Annotated in this window: 33 protein-coding genes; all 33 read left to right on the top strand. The window is 55.3% G+C overall.

The genetic code is table 11. The annotated features are described in order from the left end of the window. Positions 1 to 55: 55 nt before the first annotated feature. The 33 genes from rpoC (at position 56) to rplQ (ending at position 22569) form a co-directional block, all read left to right on the top strand. Positions 56 to 4270: a DNA-directed RNA polymerase subunit beta' gene (gene rpoC, locus K0B93_RS18305; protein ID WP_219868706.1), complete on the top strand. Its 4215-nt coding sequence runs from the start codon at positions 56 to 58 to the stop codon at positions 4268 to 4270. A gap of 167 nt (positions 4271 to 4437) precedes the next feature. Beyond that, on the top strand, positions 4438 to 4812 hold the full coding sequence (rpsL, locus tag K0B93_RS18310; RefSeq protein ID WP_148607559.1) for a 30S ribosomal protein S12: 375 nt from the start codon (positions 4438 to 4440) through the stop codon (positions 4810 to 4812). Between the two features lie 115 nt (positions 4813 to 4927). Continuing rightward, positions 4928 to 5398 (top strand): 30S ribosomal protein S7, encoded by a 471-nt coding sequence (gene rpsG, locus K0B93_RS18315; RefSeq protein WP_099619739.1) that lies wholly within the window; start codon positions 4928 to 4930, stop codon positions 5396 to 5398. An 18-nt stretch (positions 5399 to 5416) separates the two neighbouring features. Then, positions 5417 to 7522 (top strand): elongation factor G, encoded by a 2106-nt coding sequence (gene fusA / locus K0B93_RS18320; RefSeq protein WP_219868707.1) that lies wholly within the window; start codon positions 5417 to 5419, stop codon positions 7520 to 7522. A gap of 35 nt (positions 7523 to 7557) precedes the next feature. Beyond that, positions 7558 to 8754: an elongation factor Tu gene (gene tuf, locus K0B93_RS18325; protein WP_219868700.1), complete on the top strand. Its 1197-nt coding sequence runs from the start codon at positions 7558 to 7560 to the stop codon at positions 8752 to 8754. Positions 8755 to 8945: 191 nt separating this feature from the next. Continuing rightward, on the top strand, positions 8946 to 9257 hold the full coding sequence (rpsJ, locus tag K0B93_RS18330) for a 30S ribosomal protein S10 (protein ID WP_077529290.1): 312 nt from the start codon (positions 8946 to 8948) through the stop codon (positions 9255 to 9257). Positions 9258 to 9333: 76 nt separating this feature from the next. Then, on the top strand, positions 9334 to 9972 hold the full coding sequence (gene rplC, locus K0B93_RS18335) for a 50S ribosomal protein L3 (protein WP_219868708.1): 639 nt from the start codon (positions 9334 to 9336) through the stop codon (positions 9970 to 9972). Positions 9973 to 9983: 11 nt separating this feature from the next. Continuing rightward, positions 9984 to 10589, top strand: coding sequence for a 50S ribosomal protein L4 (rplD, locus tag K0B93_RS18340; protein ID WP_219868709.1), 606 nt, complete (start codon positions 9984 to 9986; stop codon positions 10587 to 10589). Next, positions 10586 to 10879 (top strand): 50S ribosomal protein L23, encoded by a 294-nt coding sequence (gene rplW / locus K0B93_RS18345; protein ID WP_041341428.1) that lies wholly within the window; start codon positions 10586 to 10588, stop codon positions 10877 to 10879. Before rplD ends, rplW begins: the two co-directional genes overlap by 4 nt. A 17-nt stretch (positions 10880 to 10896) precedes the next feature. Next, positions 10897 to 11724, top strand: coding sequence for a 50S ribosomal protein L2 (gene rplB / locus K0B93_RS18350; protein ID WP_138441845.1), 828 nt, complete (start codon positions 10897 to 10899; stop codon positions 11722 to 11724). Positions 11725 to 11747: 23 nt separating this feature from the next. Continuing rightward, positions 11748 to 12023, top strand: coding sequence for a 30S ribosomal protein S19 (gene rpsS, locus K0B93_RS18355; RefSeq protein WP_007154011.1), 276 nt, complete (start codon positions 11748 to 11750; stop codon positions 12021 to 12023). Between the two features lie 16 nt (positions 12024 to 12039). Then, entirely contained in the window at positions 12040 to 12372 is a 333-nt protein-coding gene (gene rplV, locus K0B93_RS18360) for a 50S ribosomal protein L22 (RefSeq protein WP_041341430.1), read from the top strand. A gap of 11 nt (positions 12373 to 12383) precedes the next feature. Beyond that, entirely contained in the window at positions 12384 to 13067 is a 684-nt protein-coding gene (rpsC, locus tag K0B93_RS18365; RefSeq protein WP_219868710.1) for a 30S ribosomal protein S3, read from the top strand. 12 nt (positions 13068 to 13079) lie between these two features. Continuing rightward, entirely contained in the window at positions 13080 to 13493 is a 414-nt protein-coding gene (rplP, locus tag K0B93_RS18370; protein ID WP_069185082.1) for a 50S ribosomal protein L16, read from the top strand. Continuing rightward, positions 13493 to 13684 (top strand): 50S ribosomal protein L29, encoded by a 192-nt coding sequence (gene rpmC / locus K0B93_RS18375; RefSeq protein WP_219868711.1) that lies wholly within the window; start codon positions 13493 to 13495, stop codon positions 13682 to 13684. Before rplP ends, rpmC begins: the two co-directional genes overlap by 1 nt. A gap of 1 nt (position 13685) precedes the next feature. Continuing rightward, positions 13686 to 13952: a 30S ribosomal protein S17 gene (rpsQ, locus tag K0B93_RS18380; protein WP_012139774.1), complete on the top strand. Its 267-nt coding sequence runs from the start codon at positions 13686 to 13688 to the stop codon at positions 13950 to 13952. An 18-nt stretch (positions 13953 to 13970) separates the two neighbouring features. Continuing rightward, positions 13971 to 14339: a 50S ribosomal protein L14 gene (gene rplN / locus K0B93_RS18385; RefSeq protein WP_007154005.1), complete on the top strand. Its 369-nt coding sequence runs from the start codon at positions 13971 to 13973 to the stop codon at positions 14337 to 14339. A gap of 17 nt (positions 14340 to 14356) precedes the next feature. Then, positions 14357 to 14677: a 50S ribosomal protein L24 gene (gene rplX / locus K0B93_RS18390; protein ID WP_069185083.1), complete on the top strand. Its 321-nt coding sequence runs from the start codon at positions 14357 to 14359 to the stop codon at positions 14675 to 14677. A gap of 15 nt (positions 14678 to 14692) precedes the next feature. Then, on the top strand, positions 14693 to 15232 hold the full coding sequence (gene rplE / locus K0B93_RS18395; protein ID WP_218637436.1) for a 50S ribosomal protein L5: 540 nt from the start codon (positions 14693 to 14695) through the stop codon (positions 15230 to 15232). Between the two features lie 13 nt (positions 15233 to 15245). Next, positions 15246 to 15551 carry a 30S ribosomal protein S14 gene (rpsN, locus tag K0B93_RS18400; protein ID WP_008174884.1) on the top strand — a complete coding sequence of 102 codons (306 nt, stop codon included), beginning with the start codon at positions 15246 to 15248 and terminating at the stop codon, positions 15549 to 15551. Between the two features lie 88 nt (positions 15552 to 15639). Beyond that, complete coding sequence (rpsH, locus tag K0B93_RS18405) at positions 15640 to 16032, top strand: 30S ribosomal protein S8 (RefSeq protein WP_218637437.1); 393 nt, start codon at positions 15640 to 15642, stop codon at positions 16030 to 16032. 9 nt (positions 16033 to 16041) lie between these two features. Next, complete coding sequence (gene rplF, locus K0B93_RS18410; RefSeq protein ID WP_219868712.1) at positions 16042 to 16575, top strand: 50S ribosomal protein L6; 534 nt, start codon at positions 16042 to 16044, stop codon at positions 16573 to 16575. Positions 16576 to 16584: 9 nt separating this feature from the next. After that, positions 16585 to 16932, top strand: a complete 348-nt coding sequence (gene rplR / locus K0B93_RS18415; protein ID WP_218637439.1) for a 50S ribosomal protein L18 — start codon at positions 16585 to 16587, stop codon at positions 16930 to 16932. Between the two features lie 12 nt (positions 16933 to 16944). Next, a complete protein-coding gene (gene rpsE, locus K0B93_RS18420; RefSeq protein ID WP_048497752.1) occupies positions 16945 to 17445 on the top strand; it encodes a 30S ribosomal protein S5 in 501 nt (166 codons plus the stop codon). A gap of 4 nt (positions 17446 to 17449) precedes the next feature. Further along, entirely contained in the window at positions 17450 to 17638 is a 189-nt protein-coding gene (rpmD, locus tag K0B93_RS18425; RefSeq protein ID WP_012139786.1) for a 50S ribosomal protein L30, read from the top strand. 1 nt (position 17639) lies between these two features. After that, positions 17640 to 18074: a 50S ribosomal protein L15 gene (rplO, locus tag K0B93_RS18430; RefSeq protein WP_218637440.1), complete on the top strand. Its 435-nt coding sequence runs from the start codon at positions 17640 to 17642 to the stop codon at positions 18072 to 18074. Positions 18075 to 18091: 17 nt separating this feature from the next. Then, complete coding sequence (gene secY, locus K0B93_RS18435) at positions 18092 to 19414, top strand: preprotein translocase subunit SecY (protein WP_041341470.1); 1323 nt, start codon at positions 18092 to 18094, stop codon at positions 19412 to 19414. Positions 19415 to 19443: 29 nt separating this feature from the next. Then, complete coding sequence (gene rpmJ / locus K0B93_RS18440; protein WP_008174902.1) at positions 19444 to 19557, top strand: 50S ribosomal protein L36; 114 nt, start codon at positions 19444 to 19446, stop codon at positions 19555 to 19557. A gap of 141 nt (positions 19558 to 19698) precedes the next feature. Next, a complete protein-coding gene (rpsM, locus tag K0B93_RS18445) occupies positions 19699 to 20055 on the top strand; it encodes a 30S ribosomal protein S13 (RefSeq protein WP_070970491.1) in 357 nt (118 codons plus the stop codon). A 13-nt stretch (positions 20056 to 20068) separates the two neighbouring features. Continuing rightward, positions 20069 to 20458, top strand: a complete 390-nt coding sequence (gene rpsK / locus K0B93_RS18450; protein ID WP_004580767.1) for a 30S ribosomal protein S11 — start codon at positions 20069 to 20071, stop codon at positions 20456 to 20458. Between the two features lie 18 nt (positions 20459 to 20476). Then, positions 20477 to 21097 (top strand): 30S ribosomal protein S4, encoded by a 621-nt coding sequence (rpsD, locus tag K0B93_RS18455; protein ID WP_219868713.1) that lies wholly within the window; start codon positions 20477 to 20479, stop codon positions 21095 to 21097. Between the two features lie 35 nt (positions 21098 to 21132). Further along, the gene (locus tag K0B93_RS18460; protein ID WP_218637441.1) at positions 21133 to 22137 is read left to right on the top strand and encodes a DNA-directed RNA polymerase subunit alpha; all 1005 of its coding nucleotides are present in this window, start codon (positions 21133 to 21135) and stop codon (positions 22135 to 22137) included. 33 nt (positions 22138 to 22170) lie between these two features. Then, positions 22171 to 22569 (top strand): 50S ribosomal protein L17, encoded by a 399-nt coding sequence (rplQ, locus tag K0B93_RS18465; protein WP_064230334.1) that lies wholly within the window; start codon positions 22171 to 22173, stop codon positions 22567 to 22569. Positions 22570 to 22662 lie beyond the last annotated feature (93 nt).

Below are 22662 nucleotides of genomic sequence, written 5' to 3' on the forward strand. Positions count from 1 at the left end.
TGAGCGGGCACAACCTGTGCCCGCCCGAGATTAACGCCATCCGGAGCTTTTACTGATGAAAGATTTGCTGAATCTTCTCAAGAGCCAGAACCAAAGCAAGGAATTTGATGCCATCCGCATTGGCCTGGCATCGCCTGACATGATTCGCTCATGGTCTTTTGGTGAAGTGAAGAAGCCTGAGACCATCAACTACCGTACCTTCAAACCGGAGCGTGACGGTCTTTTCTGTGCCAAGATTTTCGGCCCGATCAAGGACTACGAGTGCCTTTGCGGTAAGTACAAGCGCCTCAAGCATCGCGGTGTGATCTGCGAGAAGTGCGGCGTTGAAGTGGCACTGGCGAGTGTTCGCCGTGAGCGCATGGGTCACATCGAGCTGGCCAGTCCGGTCGCGCACATCTGGTTCCTGAAATCACTGCCGTCCCGCATCGGTCTGATGCTGGACATGACCCTGCGCGATATCGAACGGGTGCTGTACTTCGAGTCGTTCATCGTGATCGAGCCGGGCATGACCACCCTCGAGAAAGGGCAACTGCTGAACGACGAGCAGTATTACGAAGCCCTGGAAGAGTTCGGCGACGAATTCGATGCCCGCATGGGTGCCGAGGCGGTCAAGGAGCTGCTCGAGGGCATCGATCTGCAGGCCGAGGTGGATGCGCTGCGTGAGGAAATCCCGCAGACCAATTCCGAAACCAAGATCAAGAAATTCAGTAAGCGTCTGAAGATTCTTGAGGCCTTCCTGTACTCCGGTAACAAGCCGGGCGACATGGTAATGACCGTGCTGCCGGTTCTGCCGCCGGATCTGCGTCCGTTGGTTCCCCTGGACGGTGGTCGTTTCGCGACTTCGGATCTCAACGATCTTTACCGTCGTGTGATCAACCGGAACAACCGCCTCAAGCGCCTGCTGGAGCTCAACGCCCCGGACATCATCGTGCGCAACGAGAAGCGGATGCTGCAGGAAGCCGTCGACGCGCTGCTGGATAACGGTCGTCGCGGTCGTGCCATCACCGGTACCAATAAGCGCCCGCTCAAGTCCCTGGCTGACATGATCAAGGGCAAGCAGGGTCGTTTCCGTCAAAACCTGCTCGGTAAGCGCGTGGATTACTCCGGTCGTTCGGTGATCGTGGTCGGTCCATACCTGCGTCTGCATCAGTGTGGTCTGCCCAAGAAGATGGCGCTGGAGTTGTTCAAGCCGTTTATTTTCTCCAAGCTTGAGCACCGTGGTCTCGCAACGACTATCAAGGCTGCCAAGAAGATGGTCGAGCGCGAGGAAGGCGTGGTCTGGGATATCCTGGACGAAGTGATCCGCGAGCATCCGATCATGCTGAACCGTGCTCCGACTTTGCACCGTCTGGGGATTCAGGCGTTCGAGCCGGTACTGATTGAAGGCAAGGCGATTCAGTTGCACCCGCTGGTCTGTGCGGCCTATAACGCCGACTTCGACGGCGACCAGATGGCGGTCCACGTGCCGCTGACCCTGGAAGCCCAGCTGGAAGCCCGTGCGTTGATGATGTCCACCAACAACGTACTGTCGCCGGCCAACGGCGAGCCGATCATCGTGCCGTCCCAGGACGTGGTTCTGGGCCTGTATTACATGACTCGTGAGCGCAAGAATGCGGTCGGTGAGGGGATGACCTTCGCGGATGTGAAAGAAGTTCACCGCGCCTACGGTGCCGGTAAGGTAGACCTCCAGGCGCGCGTCAAGGTGAGGGTCAAGGAAGTTGCCATTGCCGAAGATGGTTCGCGCACTCAAGCCTATAACATTGTTGATACCACGGTTGGGCGCGCCCTGCTGTTTGATATCGTGCCTGATGGCCTCTCCTTCGAGCTGGTCAACAAGCCGATGGTCAAGAAGGCGATCTCGAACCTGATCAACACCTGCTATCGGGACGCCGGCCTCAAAGACACGGTTATCTTCGCGGATCAGCTCATGTACATGGGTTATCACTACGCGACGGTTTCCGGTATCTCCATCGGCTTCAACGATTTCGAGATTCCCCCTGAGAAATACGAGCTGGTTGATGCCGCTTCCGAGGAAGTTAAGGACATCGAAACCCAGTATGCGTCCGGTCTGCTGACCCAGGGTGAGAAGTACAACAAGGTGATCGACATCTGGTCCCGCGCCAACGACAAGGTCTCCAAGGCCATGATGGAGCGTCTGGCCAAGGAGCAGGTGATTGGCCCTGATGGGAAGCCTGTGAAGGGCGAGGATGGCGAGTTCGTCATGCAGGAGTCCTTCAACTCGGTCTACATGATGGCGGATTCCGGTGCCCGGGGTTCCGCGGCCCAGATTCGTCAGCTGGCCGGTATGCGTGGCCTGATGGCGAAGCCGGATGGCTCCATCATCGAGACGCCGATTACCGCAAACTTCCGGGAAGGCCTGAACGTACTTCAGTACTTCATCTCGACCCACGGTGCACGTAAGGGGCTGGCGGATACCGCCCTGAAGACCGCGAACTCCGGTTACCTGACTCGTCGTCTGGTCGACGTGTCTCAGGATCTGGTCGTAACCGAAGAAGACTGTGGCACCGATGAAGGCCTGTTGATGACGCCGCACATCGAAGGTGGCGACGTTGTTGTGCCGCTGGGCGATCGTGTGCTGGGGCGTGTGACAGCGCGCGATGCCTTTACACCAACCGATAAGGACAACGCCGTTGTTCCTTCCGGAACGCTGCTTGACGAGAAGACTGTTGAATCTCTTGAGCGTGCGGGTGTGGACGAAGTCTGGGTGCGCTCTGCGATCACCTGTGCGACCCGTCACGGCATCTGTTCCAAGTGTTACGGCCGCGACCTGGCCCGTGGCCATCGGGTCAACGTCGGTGAAGCCGTTGGTGTTATCGCCGCCCAGTCCATCGGTGAGCCGGGTACCCAGCTCACGATGCGTACCTTCCACATTGGTGGTGCTGCGAGCCGGGCATCAGCTGTAGACAACATCCAGGTCAAGCACGGCGGTACCGTACGCCTGCACAATCTGAAGTCTATCGAGAAGAGTGATGGCTCACTGGTCGTGGTATCGCGTTCCTCCGCGTTGGCGATTGCCGACGAGCAGGGCCGTGAGCGCGAATGGTACAAGCTGCCTTACGGCGCAGTGCTGTCCGTTAAGCATGGCGATACTGTTGAAGCCGGTGTTGCGGTTGCCAAGTGGGATCCGCACACTCACCCGATCATTGCCGAGGCCGAAGGCACCGCGAAATTCGTCAACATGGACCAGGGCATTACTGTCCGCACCCAGACCGACGAACTGACCGGCCTGTCGACCATGGAAGTTATCGATCCCAAGGAGCGTCCTGCGGCTGGTAAGGACATCCGTCCTGCCATCCAGATGCTGGATGCCAGCGGAAACGATGTGGAGCTGCCCGGTGGCGGTGCCGCGATCTACTTCCTGCCGGCCAATGCGCTGGTGACCATGGCCAACGGCGCCCGGATCGAGCTGGGTGATGTTGTTGCCCGGATTCCGCAGGAAAGTTCGAAGACTCGTGATATTACCGGTGGTCTGCCACGGGTTGCCGATCTGTTCGAGGCCCGTCGCCCGAAAGAATCGTCCATCCTGGCGGAAATCAGCGGCATGGTGTCGTTCGGCAAAGAGACCAAGGGCAAGAAGCGCCTGGTGATCACGCCGAAAGATGCCGACGCCTACGAAGTGCTGATTCCGAAGCACCGTCAGCTGAACGTGTTCGAGGGTGAAACGGTTGAGAAGGGCGAGGTGATTTCCGATGGCCCATCCAACCCCCACGACATTTTGCGTCTGCTGGGTGTGGTAGAGCTGGCCAAATACATCACCAATGAGATCCAGGACGTCTACCGTTTGCAGGGTGTTGTCATCAACGATAAGCATATCGAGGTTATCGTTCGGCAGATGCTGCGCAAGGTAGAGATCACCGATCCGGGTGATACCACGCTTCTTTCCGGTGACCAGGTGGAAATTACTCAGGTTTTCGAAGAGAACGAAAAGGCCAATGCTGCCGATAAAGAGCCTGCACGATTCGATCGTCTGCTGCTCGGTATCACGAAGGCCTCGCTGGCAACCGAGTCGTTCATTTCGGCGGCTTCGTTCCAGGAAACCACCCGTGTACTCACCGAAGGTGCGGTTACCGGAAAGCGTGATTACCTGCGTGGCTTGAAGGAAAACGTTGTGGTGGGTCGACTGATTCCGGCTGGTACCGGTCTTGCCTACCACGCTGAACGTCGCCGCAAGCGCGACCTTGAAGCACAGGGCGTCACCGCAGCCGACGTCGAAGAAGCGCTGAGCGCCGAACTCAACCGCGAAAGCTGAGTTGAGTCGGTCCGCCGCCTCCGGGTAGATACCTACCCGGCAGGTGGTTAAAAAGAGACCAGTCATCTTGACTGTCCAGGGGCGCAGGCTTACACTTGCGTCCCTTAAATTTTACCCCCTGCACAGGGGGTAAGTTTCATTGATATGGTTTTTTGGAGTTTGCTTACATGGCAACGATTAATCAGTTGGTACGTAAGCCTCGTAAGCGCCGGGTAGCCAAGAGCGATGTTCCTGCTCTGCAGGCCTGCCCTCAGCGCCGTGGTGTGTGCACTCGTGTATACACTACAACGCCGAAGAAGCCGAACTCAGCACTGCGTAAAGTGTGCCGTGTTCGTCTGACCAACGGCTACGAGGTTTCCTCTTACATTGGTGGTGAAGGTCACAACCTTCAGGAGCACAGTGTTGTGCTTATCCGCGGCGGTCGCGTAAAGGACCTTCCGGGTGTGCGCTATCACACTGTTCGCGGAACGCTGGACACCCAGGGTGTGCAGAACCGTAAGCAGGGCCGCTCCAAGTATGGTGCAAAACGACCCAAGTCCTGATGTCCCGAGCGGGTGTCTTTTATCGTTGCTTGTCAGAACGGTAAGAGTAAGGCTGAGTAGCAGATTGCTATCTCAGGGGTTCCTGAAGACCTTTTAGATATATAAGGGCTTATCGATGCCTAGAAGAAGAGTTGCAGCAAAGCGGGAAATTATCCCGGATCCTAAGTTCGGCAGTGCACGTCTTGCCAAGTTCATCAACCACGTGATGGAAAGTGGCAAGAAATCTGTTGCAGAGCGCATTGTTTATGGCGCGCTCGATATTGTCGCCGAGAAATCGAAGGAAGAGCCGATCGACATGTTCGAGAAGGCCCTGGAGAACATCCAGCCGATGGTTGAGGTTAAGTCCCGTCGTGTGGGTGGTGCTACTTACCAGGTGCCTGTCGAGGTACGGCCTTCCCGTCAGAATGCGCTGGCCATGCGCTGGCTTGTAGAATTTTCACGGAAGCGTGGTGAGAAGTCCATGGCGCAGCGTCTTGCTGGTGAGATTCTCGACGCCGCTGACAGCAAAGGCTCTGCTGTTAAGAAGCGCGAAGACGTTCATCGCATGGCGGAAGCCAACAAGGCGTTCTCTCACTTCCGTTTCTAATCAGCCGAGGTTAATACAGTGGCACGCAAGACTCCTATCAAGCGTTACAGAAACATTGGTATTTGTGCGCACGTTGATGCGGGCAAAACCACAACCACCGAGCGGGTTCTGTTCTATACGGGCATTTCCCACAAGATCGGTGAGGTTCATGATGGTGCGGCTACCATGGACTGGATGGAGCAGGAGCAGGAGCGTGGTATCACCATTACCTCTGCTGCGACTACCTGCTTCTGGCAGGGCATGGACAAACAATATCCGGAGCATCGGATCAATATCATCGACACCCCGGGGCACGTTGACTTTACCATCGAGGTAGAGCGTTCACTGCGTGTGCTGGATGGTGCCGTTGTTGTTTTCTGCGGATCCTCCGGTGTAGAGCCGCAGTCCGAAACCGTATGGCGCCAGGCCAACAAGTACGAAGTTCCCCGCATGGTGTTCGTCAACAAGATGGACCGTGCCGGCGCTAACTTCCTGCGCGTTGTGGATCAGATCAAAACCCGTCTGGGCGCGAACTGCGTTCCCATTCAGTTGCCGATCGGTGCCGAGGATGACTTTGCCGGTATCGTCGATCTGATTCGTAACAAGGCGATTTACTGGAACGAAGATGACGCGGGTGCGACCTACGAGCAGCGCGACGTTCCGGCCGAAATGGTGGACGAAGTCGCCATGTACCGTGAGCAAATGGTCGAGGCGGCAGCCGAGGCTAACGAAGAGCTCATGGAGCGTTACCTGGACGAGGGTGACCTGAGCGTTGAGGACGTCAAGAAGGGTCTGCGTATGCGTACGCTGGCCAACGAGATTGTTCTCGCGACTTGTGGCTCTGCGTTCAAGAACAAGGGTGTACAGGCGGTTCTGGATTCCGTTATCGAATTCCTGCCGGCGCCGGACGAAGTCAAGGCGATTCGCGGTGAAGTCGATGAAGACGGCACCGAAGAGACGCGTCAGGCGGACGATGATGCGCCTTTTGCGGCCCTGGCATTCAAGATTGCCACCGACCCGTTCGTTGGTACTCTGACCTTCTTCCGGGTTTACTCTGGCAAGCTGGAGTCCGGCAATGCGGTCTATAACTCTGTAAAGGGTAAGAAAGAGCGCGTTGGTCGTATGGTTCAGATGCACTCCAAAGATCGCCAAGAGATCAAGGAAGTGCTTGCGGGTGATATCGCCGCGGCAATCGGCCTGAAGAGCGTGACCACTGGTGACACCCTGTGTGACGAGAATCACAAGATCATTCTCGAGCGCATGGAGTTCCCGGAGCCGGTTATCTCTGTTGCTGTTGAGCCGAAGTCCAAGGCGGATCAGGAAAAGATGGGTGTTGCCCTGGGTAAGCTGGCTCAGGAAGATCCGTCTTTCCGTGTCCGGACCGATGAAGAGTCCGGTCAGACCATCATCTCCGGTATGGGTGAGCTTCACCTGGACATCATCGTTGACCGCATGCGTCGCGAGTTCAAGGTAGAGGCGAACATCGGTAAGCCGCAGGTTGCATACCGCGAGCGTATCCGCAAGCCGGTGGATGTCGAAGGTAAGTTTGTTCGCCAGTCAGGTGGTCGTGGTCAGTATGGTCACGTCAAGATCAAGCTTGAGCCGCTGCCTCTGGATGATGAAGATGGCGAGAACTTCATCTTTGTAAACGAGATCGTTGGCGGTGTGGTTCCGAAGGAATACATTCCAGCGGTCCAGCAAGGTATTGAAGAGCAGATGCAGAACGGCTGTTTGGCCGGTTATCCGCTGCTGCGCATCAAGGCCACGCTGTACGATGGCTCTTACCACGATGTGGACTCCAACGAAATGGCGTTCAAGATCGCCGGCTCCATGGCGATGAAGAAGGGTGCGCTTGAAGCGGACCCCGCTCTGCTTGAGCCGATCATGAGGGTCGAGGTCGTGAGCCCGGAAGACTACATGGGCGATGTTGTTGGTGACCTGAACCGCCGTCGTGGTGTCATTCAGGGCATGGATGAGTCGCCTGCTGGTAAGATCATTCGTGCCGAAGTTCCGTTGTCGGAGATGTTCGGTTACGCCACCGACCTGCGTTCTGCAACACAGGGCCGGGCGTCTTATGCGATGGAGTTTGCGGGTTATTCCGAGGCTCCTTCGAACATTGCCGAAGCGATCATTAAACAGGGTTGATCCCCAGGACTTAAGAAACAGGAAGAGGTGTAACCGTGTCTAAAGAAAAATTTGACCGTAGTAAACCGCATTTGAACGTAGGCACCATTGGTCACGTTGACCATGGTAAGACCACTCTGACCGCCGCCCTGACTCGTGTGTGTCACGAAGTCTGGGGTACTGGTTCTGCCAGTGCATTCGATCAGATCGATAACGCACCGGAAGAGAAGGCGCGTGGTATCACCATCGCGACTTCCCACGTTGAATACGATTCTCCGAATCGTCACTACGCCCACGTCGACTGCCCGGGCCACGCTGACTATGTGAAGAACATGATCACTGGTGCGGCGCAGATGGACGGCGCGATCCTGGTGTGTTCTGCAGCTGACGGCCCCATGCCGCAGACTCGTGAGCACATCCTGCTGTCCCGTCAGGTTGGCGTACCGTTCATTGTCGTGTTCCTGAACAAGGCCGACATGGTAGACGACGAAGAGTTGCTCGAGCTGGTTGAGATGGAAGTTCGTGATCTGCTGAGCCAGTACGACTTCCCGGGCGACGACACGCCGATCATTACCGGTTCTGCGCTGATGGCGCTGGAAGGTAAGGACGACAACGAGATGGGTACTACCGCTGTCAAGAAGCTGGTAGAAGCCCTGGACGAGTACATCCCGGAGCCGGAGCGTGCGATTGATCAGCCGTTCCTGATGCCGATCGAGGACGTATTCTCCATCTCTGGTCGTGGTACCGTTGTGACCGGTCGTGTTGAGCGTGGCATCATCAAGGTTGGCGATGAAGTGGAAATCGTTGGTATCAAGGATACCGTGAAGACCACTTGTACCGGTGTTGAGATGTTCCGCAAGCTGCTGGACGAAGGTCGTGCCGGTGAGAACGTTGGTGTTCTGCTGCGTGGTACCAAGCGTGACGACGTTGAGCGTGGTCAGGTTCTGTGTGTGCCAGGCTCGATCAAGCCGCATACCAAGTTCGAGTGCGAAGTGTACGTATTGAGCAAAGAAGAAGGCGGTCGTCATACTCCGTTCTTCAAGGGCTATCGTCCGCAGTTCTACTTCCGTACCACCGACGTCACAGGTTCCTGTGAGCTGCCGGAAGGTGTGGAGATGGTTATGCCGGGTGACAACGTCAAGATGAGTGTTACCCTGATCGCTCCAATCGCCATGGAAGATGGTCTGCGCTTCGCGATTCGCGAAGGTGGCCGTACCGTTGGTGCCGGCGTGGTCGCCAAGATCATCGAGTAATTCGCTCGTTTGATCAGGAAAAAGGGGCTGAAAGTTCAGCCCCTTTTTCTGTTTCAGTCGCAAAGCCTGTGCCCGACCCGGTCAAACAGCCTAGCTGTTGACAGGGTTGGGTATTATGCATACAATGCGGCTCCTTTTTTTGAAGGTCGGCTAACTAGTTAGTAGCTGCTACGAGTGGAGTTTGGTGCATCATGCAAAGCCAAAAAATTCGAATCCGGTTGAAGGCGTTTGATTATCGCCTGATCGACCAGTCCACGCAGGAGATCGTCGATACCGCAAAGCGGACCGGCGCTCAGGTGCGTGGGCCAATCCCTCTGCCGACGCGGAAGGAAAAGTACACCATTCTGATCTCCCCGCACGTCAACAAGGACGCGCGCGATCAGTATGAAATTCGTACGCATAAGCGTTTGCTCGACATTGTTGAGCCGACGGAAAAGACAGTAGATGCTTTGATGAAGTTGGACCTGGCTGCAGGTGTAGACGTTCAGATCAGCCTCGGCTAATACCGCCCGGTATTAGTCTGTGTAACTGTCATAAGGCCATAGAGGGTGAGAGCCCCGTACACTTAAGAGGTGAAACATGGCAATTGGTGTTGTCGGTCGTAAGGCCGGTATGACCCGTATTTTTACGGAAGATGGGCAGGCGCTGCCCGTAACGGTAATCGAGGTTGAGCCCAACCGGATTACCCAAATCAAGACTCTTGAAAACGATGGCTATCGAGCCGTTCAGGTTACTGTAGGCACTCGTCGTTCCTCCCGTGTAACCAAGAGTGAAGCAGGCCATTTTGCCAAGGCGGGCGTTGAAGCCGGTCGTGGTATGTGGGAGTTCCGTTTGGCTGAAGGCGAAGGTGAAGACCTTGCAGCCGGTGGCGAGATTACTGCTTCCGTCTTTGAAGATGGCCAGGTTGTTGATGCTGTTGGTCAGTCCAAAGGTAAGGGTTTTCAGGGCGGCGTGAAGCGTTGGAATTTTTCCATGCAGGACGCTACCCACGGTAACTCCCTCTCTCACCGTGCTCCGGGTTCCATTGGTCAGAACCAGACTCCGGGTAAGGTATTCAAGGGCAAAAAGATGGCGGGCCAGATGGGTAATGCACAGGTCACCGTGCAGAACCTGAAAATTGTCCGTGTCGACGCCGAGCGCAACCTGCTGCTGGTGAGTGGTGCCGTACCCGGCGCAACTGGCGGCGATGTTGTCATCAAGCCTGCAGTTAAAGCCTGAGGAGCGGTGCGATGGAATTGACTATTACAGGTAGCGGCAAGGGGATTTCTGTTTCCGACGCCGCATTCGCCAAAGATTTTAACGAGTCGCTGGTTCACCAGGTGGTTACTGCTTATATGGCAGCGGGCCGTCAGGGCACCAAGGCTCAGAAGACGCGTTCCGAAGTCAGCGGTGGCGGTAAGAAGCCTTGGCGTCAGAAGGGCACCGGTCGTGCCCGTGCGGGTACCATTCGTAGCCCGATCTGGCGTTCAGGTGGTGTCACTTTTGCGGCCAAACCTCGTGGTTTTGAGCAAAAGGTTAACCGCAAAATGTACCGCGCAGCGATGCGCTCCATTTTTTCCGAGCTGGTTCGCCAAGAGCGTCTCGTGGTTGTTGATGACATGAATGTCGACAGCCCCAAGACCAAGGCATTCAATGCCAAGCTGAAGGACATCGGTGTGAGCAATGCACTGATTCTGTCAGACAGTGTTGAGCAGAACCTGCATCTGGCGTCCCGCAACATCCCACACGTCGATGTGCGCGATATTGCCGGCCTGGACCCGGTCAGCCTGGTTGCCTACGAGAATGTTGTGGTGACTGTGCCCGCTCTGAAGAAGATCGAGGAGATGCTGGGATGAATCAGGAACGTATTTACAAGGTCCTGCTTGGACCACACGTATCTGAAAAAGCATCTCTGGTGGCCGAGCATGGCCAGGTTGTGTTCCGGGTCGCCCCGGATGCCACCAAGCCGGAGATCAAGAAAGCCGTTGAGCAGCTGTTCAACGTCACCGTAGAAGGTGTTCAGGTTCTGAACCGTAAGGGTAAGCTCAAGCGCACTATCCGCGGGTTCGGCAAGCGTAATGACATTCGTAAGGCTTACGTAAAGCTGGCAGAAGGTCAGGACATCGATTTTCTGGATGTGGAATAAGGTAAAGGGGTCGTAATATGCCGATCGTCAAAACCAAACCAACATCTGCCGGACGCCGTCACGTTGTAAAGCTTTACAACCCGGATCTGCACACTGGGCGCCCCTACGAGCCGTTGGTAGAAAGAAAGAACAAGACGGGTGGTCGTAATAATGCAGGCCGCATTACTACTCGTCACACTGGTGGTGGTCATAAAAAACACTACCGCGTTATTGATTTTAAGCGGACCAAAGATGGTATCCCGGCGGTCATTGAGCGCCTGGAATACGATCCTAACCGCTCCGCGCACATCGCGCTGGTTAAGTATGCCGATGGCGAGCGTCGTTACATTATCGCTCCCAAAGGTATGCAAATCGGTGATCCTGTGCGCTCCGGTATCGACGCGCCAATCAAAGTGGGCAGCACGCTGCCGCTCCGGAACATTCCGGTCGGTTCCGTGATCCACTGCGTCGAACTCAAGCCTGGCAAAGGTGCTCAGCTGGCTCGCTCTGCGGGCGCATCCGTACAGCTGGTAGCGCGTGAAGGTGCATATGCCACCATCCGCCTGCGTTCAGGTGAAATGCGTAAGGTGCTTGTAGATTGCCGTGCAACGCTGGGTGAAGTATCCAACAGCGAGCACAGCCTCAAGCAGCTTGGTAAAGCGGGTGCATCACGTTGGCGCGGCAAACGGCCAACAGTACGTGGTGTTGCTATGAACCCAGTTGACCACCCACATGGTGGTGGTGAAGGGCGTACCTCTGGCGGGCGTCACCCGGTTACTCCGTGGGGTGTTCCGACCAAAGGGCATAAGACTCGTAAGAACAAGCGTACTGACAAAATGATAGTACGTCGTCGTTCGGCCAAGTAAACGACTACATAGAGGTAATTGCTGTGCCACGTTCTTTGAAGAAAGGTCCTTTTATAGACCTGCATCTGTTGAAGAAGGTCGAGGCAGCTCTGGAAGCTAACGACAAGCGGCCGATCAAAACCTGGTCCCGCCGGTCGACAGTCTTCCCAGAGATGGTAGGCCTGACCATTGCAGTCCACAACGGCAAGCAGCACGTGCCGGTTTATGTCACCGAAGATATGGTTGGACATAAGCTGGGTGAGTTCGCGGCAACGCGTACTTATCGTGGTCATGCGGCCGACAAGAAAGCTAAACGCTGATTGTGAGGGAATAGAAATGGAAGTAGCAGCCAAGTATAAGGGCGCTAACCTCTCAGCTCAGAAAGCACGTCTTGTCGCTGACCAAGTACGCGGCAAGGCTGTTGAGGATGCCCTGAACATTCTGACTTTTAGCCCAAAGAAGGCGGCGGTCGTACTCAAGAAAGCTCTTGAGTCCGCCATCGCCAACGCTGAGCACAATGAAGGTCTGGACGTTGACGAACTGCGGGTTTCCACCGTGATGGTGGATGAGGGTCCGACGCTCAAGCGAATCAAAGCTCGAGCCAAGGGGCGCGCTGATCGGATTTTCAAGCGCACCTGCCATATCACCGTCAAGGTCGCCGACAAGTAGGAGATGCTCAGATGGGTCATAAAGTAAATCCAACCGGCATTCGCCTGGGTGTGATCAAAGAGCACAACTCAGTCTGGTATGCCGACAAGAAGGAATACTCACAAAACCTGCTGAACGATATTCAGGTTCGTGAGTTTCTGGACAAGCGTCTGGTGAAGGCGTCTGTCAGCAAGATTGTGATCGAGCGCCCTGCTCAGAACGCCCGTATCACGATCCATACTGCCCGTCCCGGTATTGTTATCGGTAAGAAGGGTGAAGATGTTGATCGTCTGCGTCGTGAAGTCGGCGACATGATGGGTGTGCCTGTGCACATCAACATCGAAGAAGTCCGCAAACCGGACCTGGATGCCCGCCTGGTAGCGCAAAACGTTGCCGGCCAGCTGGAGCGTCGTGTGATGTTCCGTCGCGCCATGAAGCGCGCGGTTCAGAATGCCATGCGTCAAGGCGCCAAGGGTATCAAGATCCAGGTAGGCGGTCGTCTCGGGGGTGCTGAAATTGCGCGTTCCGAGTGGTATCGCGAAGGTCGTGTACCTCTGCACACGCTGCGTGCAGATATTGATTACGCAACCTACGAAGCGCATACCACTTACGGCGTAATCGGCGTCAAGGTATGGATCTTCAAAGGTGAGATTCTTGGTGGTATGGAGCAGGTCCGTGCTGACAAGAAAGCCTCTGGGAAGAAAGGTTCTAAGTAAAGGGGCACTCTTATGCTGCAACCAAAACGCACCAAATTCCGCAAGGTAATGAAAGGCCGTAACACCGGTCTTGCTCACCGCGCCAACAAGGTGAGCTTCGGTGAATACGGATTGAAGGCGACCAGTCGGGGGCGTATAACTGCGCGCCAGATTGAGGCGGCACGTCGTACTATGACTCGCCGCATCAAGCGGGGCGGAAAGATCTGGATCCGGATTTTCCCGGACAAACCTATCTCCAGCAAGCCGCTTGAAGTTCGAATGGGTAAAGGTAAAGGTTCTGTCGAGTATTGGGTGGCTGAAATTCAGCCAGGCCGCATGCTCTACGAGATGGAAGGCGTTGCTGAAGACGTAGCACGCGACGCGTTCACACTCGCTGCGGCCAAACTGCCGGTACAGACCACCTTTGTAACGAGGACGGTGATGTGATGAAAGCAACAGAGCTGCGTGATAAGTCAGTCGAGGAGCTGAACAAAGAGCTGATCGACCTCCTGAAGGAGCAGTTCAACCTGCGCATGCGTAAGGCGACAGGTCAGCTGAATCAGTCTCACCTTCTCGGCAAGGTGAAGCGCGAGATCGCTCGCGTGAAAACAGTATTGAACGAAAAGGCAGGACAGTGACATGACCGAAGCTACCCAAACTGCCAGAACTCTGAGCGGCAAGGTCGTGAGCAACAAGATGGAGAAATCCATCGTCGTTCTGGTCGAGCGTCAGGTGAAGCATCCTCTGTACGGTAAGTACATGAAGCGCTCTACCAAGATCCATGCTCACGATGAGAGCAATCAGTGCAACGTCGGTGACACTGTGACCATTCAGGAAACCCGTCCGGTCTCAAAGACCAAGAGCTGGGCCCTGGTGGAAGTGACCGAACGTGCATCTAAGGTGTAATTCGCCCGGAGAACAACCATGATTCAGACTCAAACAATGCTTGAAGTCGCGGATAACAGCGGTGCGCGTCAGGTGATGTGCATCAAGGTCCTGGGCGGTTCACATCGGCGTTATGCCAGCGTAGGGGATATCATCAAGGTGACCGTCAAGGAAGCCATCCCCCGCGGTAAAGTGAAGAAAGGCCAGGTCCTGAAAGCTGTCGTGGTACGCACTCGCAAGGGTGTTCGCCGTCCCGACGGTTCGCTGATCCGTTTCGACGGAAATGCGGCAGTACTTCTGAACAATCAGGACGCTCCTATTGGTACCCGTATCTTCGGACCGGTTACCCGTGAACTGCGTAATGAGAAGTTCATGAAAATTATCTCACTGGCACCCGAAGTACTTTAAAGGACCAGAGGCCGGTTATGAAAAAGATCAAACGAGATGACGAAGTAATCGTCACCACGGGGAAAGATAAAGGCAAACGTGGTAAAGTCCTGAAGGTTCAGGACGATGGCCGTATGGTTGTTTCTGGGATCAACATGATCAAGAAGCACACCAAGCCGAACCCGATGCTGGGCACCCCAGGTGGCATCGTCGAAAAAGAAGCACCTATCCAGGCTTCCAACGTGGCTATTTTTAATCCGCAGACCGGCAAGGCCGATCGTGTAGGCTTCCAGATTAAGGAAGACGGCGCGAAAGTGCGGATCTTCAAGTCCACGAACGAAGCTGTCGATAACCAGTAAGCGGTGGTGGTTACGATGCTTAACATGAAAGAGCAGTACAGTAAGGAAGTGGTACCCGCCCTGCAGAAAGAGTTCGGCTACAAGAACGTTATGCAGGTGCCGCGTATCGAAAAGATCACCCTTAACATGGGTGTCGGCGAAGCGGTTGGTGACAAGAAACTGATTGAAAATGCCGTGGCGGATCTCGAGCGCCTGGCAGGTCAGAAAGTTGTGGTCACCAAGGCACGTAAATCCGTTGCGGGTTTCAAAATCCGTGAAGGTTGGCCGATCGGTTGCAAGGTTACTCTGCGCGGCGAACGTATGTGGGACTTTTTTGATCGCCTGGTTCACATTGCGGTTCCTCGCATTCGTGACTTCCGTGGTCTGAATCCCAAGTCGTTCGACGGTCGTGGTAACTACAGCATGGGCGTGCGTGAGCAGATCATTTTCCCTGAGATCGAGTACGACAAAGTCGACAAGATCCGTGGTCTGGACATCACCATTACCACCACTGCCGGTACCGACGATGAAGGTCGCGAACTGCTGAAAGCTTTCGGCTTTCCGTTCAAGAGATAAAGGAACGAGTGTAATGGCTAAGGTTTCCATGAAGAACCGTGAGCTCAAGCGCGAAAAGACCGTTGCGAAGTTTGCAGCGAAGCGTGCGGAGCTCAAGGCGATTATCAAGAACCCCAATACCAGCGATGATGACCGTTGGGATGCGCAGATGAAGCTTCAACAGCTTCCTCGTGACGCAAGCCCGTCGCGTCTTCGTAATCGTTGCCAGGTGACTGGTCGTCCCCATGGCGTTCTGCGCAAGTTCGAGCTTTCTCGGATTAAACTCCGTGAATACGGCATGCGCGGTGACGTTCCGGGCCTGACCAAGGCAAGCTGGTAAGATAGGCACCCGAACTTCGGTCGGGTGCCTGTTGGTAAGCGGTGCGGCACGCCGCTGCACAACTAAAAAGATCAGGAGCCTCATACCAATGAGTATGCAAGACACGCTTGCGGATATGTTTACTCGTATCCGTAATGCACAGATGGCGTCTAAGACAGATGTTACGATGCCGTCTTCAAAGATGAAGATCTCCGTGGCCCAAGTCCTCAAGGACGAAGGTTACGTTGAGGAATTTTCCGTTTCAGCCGACGCGAAACCCGAGCTGACGATCACTCTGAAATATTTCGGTGGTAAGCCGGTTATTGAAGAGATCAAGCGGGTCAGCCGTCCGAGTCTGCGCCAATACAAAGGCGCTGGGGAACTGCCGAAAGTATCCGGTGGTCTGGGAGTCGCGATTGTCTCAACGTCCAAGGGCGTTATGACAGACCGCGCCGCACGAGCTGCTGGCGTGGGTGGCGAAGTCATCTGCACCGTATTCTAGGAGATACACATGTCCAGGGTTGCCAATAATCCTGTCGTGCTGCCTTCCGGTGTTGAGGTTAAGCTGAACGGACAGGAAATTAGTGTGAAGGGTTCCAAGGGAGCGCTTCAGTTCACCATTCACCAGGCGGTCGAAGTAACGCAGGAAGAAAATGTTCTGCGTTTCATTGCTCGCGATGGTGCTACAAAGTCCCGCGCTCTTGCTGGTACTACTCGTGCATTGGTCAACAATATGGTGACCGGTGTATCCACAGGCTTTGAGCGTAAGCTCCAGCTGACGGGCGTAGGTTACCGTGCCCAGGCGCAAGGTAAGAAGCTCAATCTGACACTGGGGTTTTCTCACCCGGTCGAGTATGAGCTGCCCGAGGGGATTACCGCAGAAACTCCGTCCAATACGGAAGTTGTGATTCGCGGTATCGACAAGCAACAGGTTGGCCAGGTCGCTGCTGATGTCCGCGCGTTCCGTCCGCCCGAGCCTTACAAGGGCAAAGGTGTTCGTTATGCGGATGAGCAGGTCAGACGCAAAGAAGCCAAGAAGAAATAAGGCGGGACTATGAGCGCGAATAACGAAAGATTGCGTCGCGCACGCAAAGTGCGCATGAAGATCCGTGAACTGGGTACCAATCGTCTGTGTGTTCATCGCACACCGCGTCACATGTACGCCCAGGTCACGACTGCAGATGGCAGCAAGGTTATTGCCACTGCCTCCACGTTGGATAAGGAACTGCGCCAGGGTGCAACCGGTAACGTGGACGCTGCCAAAAAGGTCGGTCAGCTGATTGCTGAACGCGCCAAGGCAGCAGGAGTTGAGCAGGTTGCTTTTGACCGCTCCGGTTACCGTTATCACGGCCGCATTCAGGCTCTGGCCGACGCAGCCCGTGAAGCTGGCTTGCAATTCTAAGAGGTGGAGAAGATGAGCGTTAACGAACAGAAGGCGCCTGAGCTCCAGGAGAAGCTGGTTCAGGTCAATCGTGTCGCCAAGGTTGTAAAGGGTGGCCGTATTTTCGCCTTCACCGCACTGACTGTAGTGGGTGATGGTAAAGGTCGCGTTGGTTTTGGTCGTGGTAAGGCGCGTGAAGTGCCGGTCGCCATTCAGAAGGCCATGGAAGCTGCGCGCAAGAACATGGTCGACGTACCGCTGGACGGCACCACTCTTCAGTACCCGGTGAAGGCTCAGCATGGCGGCTCCAAGGTCTACATGCAGCCGGCCTCCGAAGGTACGGGTATCATCGCCGGTGGCGCGATGCGCGCCGTCCTGGAGGTGGCAGGTGTTCAGAACGTACTGTCCAAGTGTTACGGGTCTACCAACCCGGTGAACGTGGTACGTTCCACCATCAAGGGTCTCCAGGCAACACAAGCGCCTGAAGATATTGCAGCCAAGCGCGGTAAGACCGTGGAAGAGATTCTGGGTTGAAGTCATGGCGAACGCAAAAACGATCAAAGTAACTCTGACCCGCAGCCCTATCGGCTGTCAGCCCAAGCACAAATTGTGCGTCAAGGGCCTGGGTCTTCGTAAAATCGGTCATACCGTGGAAGTGGAGGATACTCCTTCCATTCGCGGCATGATCAACCGGGTGGATTACCTGGTTCGGGTTGAGGAGAACTAAGATGCGTCTGAACGAACTTAGTCCGGAACCCGGTTCACGCCAAGCTCCGAAGCGGGTTGGTCGTGGTATCGGTAGCGGTCTCGGTAAAACCGGCGGTCGCGGTCACAAGGGTCTGAAAGCCCGGTCTGGCGGCAGCGTGGCTCCCGGTTTCGAGGGTGGTCAGCAGCCTCTGGCTCGTCGTCTGCCGAAGTTTGGTTTCACCTCTCGCCAGCAGCGCTACGTTGCTGAAATTCGCCTGAACGAACTGGCGAAGGTTGAAGGCGATGTGGTTGATCTCGAGGCCCTCAAAAAGGCAGATATCGTTCGCGAAGAAATTCGTGAAGCCAAGGTTATCCTGTCCGGCGAACTCAGCCGTGCGGTAACCGTTAAGGGCCTTCGGGTAACCAAAGGCGCACGCGAGGCAATTGCCGCCGCGGGTGGTAAAGTCGAAGACTAAGGCGAGTCGAGGACTAAATGGCCAAGACAGCATCATTGCCTGCGGGCGCGGGTAAAGGACTGGCGGAGCTGCGATCGCGGCTCTGGTTTGTCTTCCTGGCATTGTTGGTGTACCGGATTGGTGCCCATATTCCGGTGCCGGGGATCAACCCCGACCGTCTGGCGGCACTGTTCGAGCAGAATCAGGGCACGATCCTGAGTATGTTCAACATGTTTTCCGGTGGTGCGCTTGAGCGCATGAGTATCTTCGCTCTCGGTATCATGCCGTACATTTCGGCTTCGATTATCATGCAGCTCATGACTGCGGTCAGTCCGCAGCTTGAGCAGCTGAAGAAAGAAGGCGAAGCTGGTCGCCGAAAGATCAGTCAGTACACTCGGTATGGTACGGTTATCCTCGCCCTGGTTCAGGGCGCTGGTATTTCTGTCGGTTTGGCATCGCAAGGCGTCACCTTTAATGACAGCTTCAGCTTCCATTTCGTGGCGGTTGTTTCGTTTGTCAGCGGTGCGGTCTTCATGATGTGGCTGGGTGAGCAGATCACCGAGCGCGGCGTCGGTAACGGTATCTCCCTGCTGATTTTTGCGGGTATCGTGGCCGGCCTGCCAGGCGCTATTGGGCAGACTCTCGAGCAGGCCAGAAACGGTGAAATGAGCCTACTGGTCGTTCTTGGGATTGGTGTGTTGGCGGTTGCGGTAATTGGCTTTGTGGTCTTCATGGAGCGCGGTCAGCGTCGTCTGACCATCAATTACGCGAAACGTCAGCAGGGCCGCCGTGTGTTTGCACAGCAGTCCAGCCATCTGCCTCTGAAGGTTAATATGGCCGGGGTTATTCCGCCGATTTTCGCTTCTTCCATTCTTCTGTTCCCGGCGTCAATCGGGCAGTGGTTTGGTCAGGGCGAGGGCATGGAATGGCTCAGCGATGTTTCCCAGGCCCTGGCTCCGAGCCAGCCTTTGTACATTATTCTGTTTGCGGCGGCAGTGGTGTTTTTCTGCTTCTTCTATACAGCCCTGATGTACAATCCGAAGGAAGTTGCGGATAACCTCAAGCGCTCTGGCGCATTTATTCCGGGCATTCGTCCGGGTGATCAGACTGCCAAGTATATCGACGGCGTTCTGACTCGTCTGACGCTGTTCGGTGCAATGTACATTGCAGCAGTCTCCCTGTTCCCTCAGTTTCTGATGGTGGCCGGGAATGTTCCGTTCTATCTGGGCGGTACGTCACTGCTGATTGTTGTAGTCGTGGTGATGGATTTCATGGCGCAGGTACAGTCGCACCTGATGTCCCATCAGTATGAATCACTGATGAAGAAGTCCAATCTCAAGGGCTATGGTCGGAACGGCTAAGCCGTTCCCCTTGAAAACTGGAGTCGACAATGAAAGTACGCGCTTCGGTAAAGAAAATTTGCCGTAACTGCAAAGTAATTCGTCGCAATGGCTCAGTACGAGTCATTTGCTCGGAGCCTCGCCATAAGCAGCGTCAGGGTTAATCCTTACGGATTCAGCACTGACATTGTTGAGGGTACGATTTATAGCGCTTGACCTCAGCCGGGGTCAGGCGCTATTATTTCGCGCCCTTTTATAGTGGCGGAAAATTCACACAGCAAAGCTTTGAACGCGGAGTAATTTGGATGGCACGTATAGCCGGTGTCAATATACCCGATCACAAACATGCTGTTATCTCGCTCACCTACATCTTTGGTGTTGGCAAGACAACAGCCCAGAAGCTTTGCGATGCAACCGGCGTTAAGCCGGACGTCAAGGTCAAAGACCTGAGCGACGAGCAGCTTGAATCACTTCGTACCGAAGTGGGCAAGGTGTCTGTCGAAGGCGATCTGCGTCGTGAAGTTCAGATGAACATTAAGCGTTTGAAGGATCTCGGTTGCCACCGTGGTCTGCGTCATCGTCATGGCCTTCCGGTCCGTGGCCAGCGCACAAAGACCAACGCACGCACCCGTAAAGGTCCTCGCAAACCTATTCGTAAGTAACAGGTAGGCAATCATGGCAAAGCCAGGTACACGTACCCGTAAAAAGGTGAAGAAGACGGTTGTTGATGGCGTCGCGCACATTCACGCGTCCTTCAACAACACTATCGTGACCATTTCTGACCGTCAGGGCAATGTATTGTCCTGGGCCACCTCTGGGGGTTCCGGTTTTCGTGGGTCACGCAAGAGCACACCTTTTGCTGCGCAGGTAGCAGCTGAAAGAGCCGGTAATGCGGCTGCTGAATACGGCCTTAAAAACCTGGACGTAGAGGTTAAAGGTCCGGGGCCCGGACGTGAATCCGCTGTACGCGCGCTGAATGGCTGCGGGTACAAGATTACTAACATCACAGATGTGACGCCGATTCCCCATAACGGTTGTCGTCCGCCCAAAAAGCGCCGCGTCTAACACAGGAGACAGTGAATTATGGCTCGTTACATAGGCCCGAAGTGCAAGCTGTCTCGTCGTGAAGGGACAGATCTTTTTCTGAAGAGCGGTGTTCGCGCGCTCGATTCAAAGTGCAACATTGAGACTCCGCCAGGTATGCACGGCGCGCGTCGCAGCCGTCTGTCCGAATATGGCGTGCAGCTTCGTGAAAAGCAAAAGGTCCGTCGTATCTACGGCGTACTGGAAAAGCAATTCCGCAACTATTATAAAGAGGCCGCCCGCGGCAAAGGCGCAACTGGTGAGAACCTGTTGCAGCTGCTGGAAGGTCGTCTTGATAACGTTGTATACCGCATGGGTTTTGGTTCTACCCGTGCTGAGTCCCGTCAGCTCGTTTCTCACAAGGCGATTCTGGTAAATGACAAGGTAGTGAATATTGCTTCCTACCAGGTCAAGCCAGGCGACGTTGTGAGTGTGCGCGAGAAGGCCAGAAATCAGCTTCGCGTTAAAGGCGCGCTGGATCTGTCTGCAAGCCGTGCACCGGTGAGCTGGGTAGAGGTCGACGCCAACAAGATGTCCGGCGTTTACAGATCAGTGCCTGAGCGTACTGAACTGCCGGCCGACATCAACGAGAACCTCATCGTCGAGCTTTACTCCAAGTAAAGCCCAGTTAGCAACGATAGTAGATAGGGGCGTCTATGCAGCGTTCAGTACATGAGTTATTGACACCTCGTACCATTGACGTGAAGGAATCGAGCGCCACGCGTGCCAAGGTAACGCTTGAGCCTCTGGAAAGAGGCTTCGGGCATACACTTGGCAGCGCACTGCGCCGTATTCTCTTGTCTTCGATGCCGGGCTGCGCTGTGACTGAGGCGCAGATCGACGGCGTCTTGCACGAGTACAGCGCCATTGAGGGTGTCCAGGAAGACGTCATCGAGATTCTGCTGAATCTCAAGGGCGTCGCCGTGAAAATGAACGGCCGGGACGATGCTGAGCTCACGCTCAGCAAGAAAGGCCCGGGCGTTGTCACAGCCGGTGATATCAAGCTCGACCATGACGTTGAGATTGCCAACCCGGAGCACGTGATCTGCCACCTGAGCGAAAACGGTGAAGTGAACATGCGCCTCCGTGTTAATCGCGGTCGCGGCTATGAGCCGGCGGACCAGCGTGGTCTCGACGAGGACGAAACTCGCGCCATCGGACGCCTGCAGCTGGACGCTACGTTCAGCCCGGTTCGTCGTGTGGCTTACGCCGTGGAAAGTGCACGGGTTGAGCAGCGGACCGATCTGGACAAGCTGGTTATTGATCTGGAAACGAATGGCACCATCGATCCGGAAGAGGCAATTCGCCGGGCGGCCACCATTCTCCAGCAGCAACTCGCGGTATTTGTTGATTTCGATCATGAGAAAGAGCCTGAGCGCGTAGAGGAAGAGGAAGAAATCGATCCGATTCTGCTGCGTCCGGTTGATGATCTGGAATTGACAGTGCGTTCAGCTAACTGCTTGAAGGCTGAAAACATTTACTACATCGGCGATCTGATACAGCGCACAGAAGTTGAGCTGCTGAAGACGCCTAACCTTGGTAAAAAGTCGCTGACCGAGATCAAAGACGTGCTTGCGTCCCGTGGTCTGTCACTGGGAATGCGTCTTGATAACTGGCCGCCGGCTAGCCTTCGTGGCGATGACCGGGTTTTGGGCGGTTAATCGCCGATTAGTTTAAGGTAAGGAATCAGAGCAATGCGTCATCGTAAGAGTGGTCGTAAGTTCAGCAGGACCAGTGCGCATCGCAAGGCCATGTTCCGTAACATGACTGCGTCACTGGTTGAACACGAGCTGATCAAAACAACGTTGCCGAAAGCCAAAGAGCTTCGTCGGGTAGCGGAGCCTTTGATCACGCTTTCCAAGAATGATTCGGTCGCGAATCGTCGTCTGGCGTTTTCGCGCCTGCGTGACGATGCTGCGGTTGCCAAGCTTTTTGACGAGCTTGGCCCGCGCTATAGCGAGCGTCCGGGTGGTTACCTTCGTATCCTGAAGTGCGGTTTCCGCGCTGGCGACAATGCCCCCATGGCATTTGTAGAGCTGGTCGGTCGCCCGCTGGATATTGAAGCGGAAGAGGTGGACGAAGACGAAGATTAAACTCTTCGGATTGGTCCGCGAAAAACCGGGTTTCGAAAGAAACCCGGTTTTTTTATGTCCCGGCTACAGTGCGTGCTGTAACCGAGCCTGGCC

It is taken from the genome of Marinobacter sp. F4218, from assembly GCF_019443085.1.
Lineage (GTDB): Bacteria > Pseudomonadota > Gammaproteobacteria > Pseudomonadales > Oleiphilaceae > Marinobacter > Marinobacter albus.

Coding starts and splice junctions, on each gene's coding strand:
- rplV (WP_041341430.1), top strand. CDS start 12,040: ATGGAAGTAGCAGCCAAGTATAAGGGCGCTAACCTCTCAGCTCAGAAA.
- rpoC (WP_219868706.1), top strand. CDS start 56: ATGAAAGATTTGCTGAATCTTCTCAAGAGCCAGAACCAAAGCAAGGAA.
- rpsJ (WP_077529290.1), top strand. CDS start 8,946: ATGCAAAGCCAAAAAATTCGAATCCGGTTGAAGGCGTTTGATTATCGC.
- rpmJ (WP_008174902.1), top strand. CDS start 19,444: ATGAAAGTACGCGCTTCGGTAAAGAAAATTTGCCGTAACTGCAAAGTA.
- K0B93_RS18460 (WP_218637441.1), top strand. CDS start 21,133: ATGCAGCGTTCAGTACATGAGTTATTGACACCTCGTACCATTGACGTG.
- rplW (WP_041341428.1), top strand. CDS start 10,586: ATGAATCAGGAACGTATTTACAAGGTCCTGCTTGGACCACACGTATCT.
- rplB (WP_138441845.1), top strand. CDS start 10,897: ATGCCGATCGTCAAAACCAAACCAACATCTGCCGGACGCCGTCACGTT.
- rpsG (WP_099619739.1), top strand. CDS start 4,928: ATGCCTAGAAGAAGAGTTGCAGCAAAGCGGGAAATTATCCCGGATCCT.
- rpsM (WP_070970491.1), top strand. CDS start 19,699: ATGGCACGTATAGCCGGTGTCAATATACCCGATCACAAACATGCTGTT.
- rpsQ (WP_012139774.1), top strand. CDS start 13,686: ATGACCGAAGCTACCCAAACTGCCAGAACTCTGAGCGGCAAGGTCGTG.
- rpsD (WP_219868713.1), top strand. CDS start 20,477: ATGGCTCGTTACATAGGCCCGAAGTGCAAGCTGTCTCGTCGTGAAGGG.
- rplP (WP_069185082.1), top strand. CDS start 13,080: ATGCTGCAACCAAAACGCACCAAATTCCGCAAGGTAATGAAAGGCCGT.
- secY (WP_041341470.1), top strand. CDS start 18,092: ATGGCCAAGACAGCATCATTGCCTGCGGGCGCGGGTAAAGGACTGGCG.
- rpsN (WP_008174884.1), top strand. CDS start 15,246: ATGGCTAAGGTTTCCATGAAGAACCGTGAGCTCAAGCGCGAAAAGACC.
- rplE (WP_218637436.1), top strand. CDS start 14,693: ATGCTTAACATGAAAGAGCAGTACAGTAAGGAAGTGGTACCCGCCCTG.
- rpsL (WP_148607559.1), top strand. CDS start 4,438: ATGGCAACGATTAATCAGTTGGTACGTAAGCCTCGTAAGCGCCGGGTA.
- rpsE (WP_048497752.1), top strand. CDS start 16,945: ATGAGCGTTAACGAACAGAAGGCGCCTGAGCTCCAGGAGAAGCTGGTT.
- rpsH (WP_218637437.1), top strand. CDS start 15,640: ATGAGTATGCAAGACACGCTTGCGGATATGTTTACTCGTATCCGTAAT.
- rplN (WP_007154005.1), top strand. CDS start 13,971: ATGATTCAGACTCAAACAATGCTTGAAGTCGCGGATAACAGCGGTGCG.
- rplX (WP_069185083.1), top strand. CDS start 14,357: ATGAAAAAGATCAAACGAGATGACGAAGTAATCGTCACCACGGGGAAA.
- rplD (WP_219868709.1), top strand. CDS start 9,984: ATGGAATTGACTATTACAGGTAGCGGCAAGGGGATTTCTGTTTCCGAC.
- rpmC (WP_219868711.1), top strand. CDS start 13,493: ATGAAAGCAACAGAGCTGCGTGATAAGTCAGTCGAGGAGCTGAACAAA.
- rpmD (WP_012139786.1), top strand. CDS start 17,450: ATGGCGAACGCAAAAACGATCAAAGTAACTCTGACCCGCAGCCCTATC.
- rpsC (WP_219868710.1), top strand. CDS start 12,384: ATGGGTCATAAAGTAAATCCAACCGGCATTCGCCTGGGTGTGATCAAA.
- rplQ (WP_064230334.1), top strand. CDS start 22,171: ATGCGTCATCGTAAGAGTGGTCGTAAGTTCAGCAGGACCAGTGCGCAT.
- rpsK (WP_004580767.1), top strand. CDS start 20,069: ATGGCAAAGCCAGGTACACGTACCCGTAAAAAGGTGAAGAAGACGGTT.
- rplC (WP_219868708.1), top strand. CDS start 9,334: ATGGCAATTGGTGTTGTCGGTCGTAAGGCCGGTATGACCCGTATTTTT.
- rplF (WP_219868712.1), top strand. CDS start 16,042: ATGTCCAGGGTTGCCAATAATCCTGTCGTGCTGCCTTCCGGTGTTGAG.
- rplO (WP_218637440.1), top strand. CDS start 17,640: ATGCGTCTGAACGAACTTAGTCCGGAACCCGGTTCACGCCAAGCTCCG.
- rplR (WP_218637439.1), top strand. CDS start 16,585: ATGAGCGCGAATAACGAAAGATTGCGTCGCGCACGCAAAGTGCGCATG.